This is a genomic window from Bartonella sp. B1098, from assembly GCF_944896145.1.
Lineage (GTDB): Bacteria > Pseudomonadota > Alphaproteobacteria > Rhizobiales > Rhizobiaceae > Bartonella.
In genome coordinates, this window is sequence record NZ_CALYLP010000009.1 from 1 (window position 1) to 1345 (window position 1345).

At 29.3% G+C, this 1345-nt stretch carries 1 protein-coding gene; it reads right to left on the reverse strand.

What is annotated here, in order from left to right; genetic code table 11:
* Positions 1-891: 891 nt before the first annotated feature.
* Complete coding sequence (locus NNJ85_RS09610) at positions 892-1326, reverse strand: SMI1/KNR4 family protein (protein ID WP_254475543.1); 435 nt, start codon at positions 1324-1326, stop codon at positions 892-894.
* Between the last annotated feature and the right edge of the window lie 19 nt (positions 1327-1345).

The following is a 1345-nucleotide window of genomic DNA, read 5'->3' on the forward strand; positions in this document are numbered from 1 at the left end:
GAAACTGAATAAGCTTATAAGACCTTATAACTCATAAGGGGTATAGGATATAGCTATTATAATCTATACCTCTTTGTTAAGTTGATTAGATACAATCTTAAAAGAAGTGTTTATATGCGTTCTTCTAAAAAAAAGTTTTGCACTTTTAAACACCCTTATTTGGATTGTCTTTAAAAGATTATACCGTAATCTCAAACGATAGCTTTATTGTTTTTAAAAACGCTGTTTAAAAAGAGTTACATATATTCATTTGGCTTATAGGTTTTGACGATGCAAAAATTGTCAAAACCCCCTCGAAACCTATATCATTAGTTGAATTCATAGGTTGTATTGTTGATAGGGGTTGTTTTTTTAGATTTGTAAAATACTAACCACTTGAAATATAATGTTTTTATTTTTTACCATTTTTTTATCTAAAAGCAGCAACCGTCAAAACTCAAAACCCCTTCAAAACTCATAATTATAATGATCTTGATAGCATGTCTTATGATTATAAACTGTCTTTTAAAAGGCTTTAAAAGATCACATGCTTTCATAGGACATGTTTTAATCACTCACTAAAATAATCATTTTGTCAGTTCAATTTACTGACAGATAACTGACACATATATATTATGAGTTGAATTTATAGTTGTATTGTCGATATAGGTTGTATCATTAAAATATTAACATATTGAAATATATTGTTTTTAATTTTCTCTTATTTAAAAAAAATAATATAGGGTCTAGAGTTAACTGACAAAACTGACAACACTAACAAAAGTCTATTAAAAGGGATTTTGCTCATCTCTATAGTTATCAGTTTCTCTTTCAATGTTTTCATAAAAAGCAATAAATCGCAATTATTCTACTTATCAACTGGTTGTATAACATCATCTAAGGTATAGGTTTTCATGAAACTTCCCCTGCATGGTCCTTAATTCTTTTGCAAAGGAATTCATAAAAATTACTCGCGTAATACTGAGGATCACTAGATGGAAACTTAAGATAGAGCGGACATTCACCATCCTGAAACTGACTATAATCAAAGTACTGTTTGGGGTTCGTAAAACCATCTCTTCTATCGAGCAAATTTCGGTAAACAATATCACCAGCAGGAATACCAGAACAGATTTCATAAATACTGAATATTTCTTCACCTCCAATTTCTCCATCTCCATAATTTTTTAAAAAACTCTTGTAGGAAGAGGTAAATTGTAAATCCAGAGTGTTCTCAGCTGTTTTAATCCGTACATCATCAGGGGCATTATCTTGAGTACCAAAATTAATAACATAACTATGCATATCAACTAATTGTGCAACATCTGATAAAGTATAACTTTTCATAAATTTTTCTCCATAAAAC

What these genes read in the sequence shown, in the direction of transcription:
- NNJ85_RS09610 (WP_254475543.1), bottom strand. Translation starts at nt 1,326, where the DNA reads ATGAAAAGTTATACTTTATCAGATGTTGCACAATTAGTTGATATGCAT.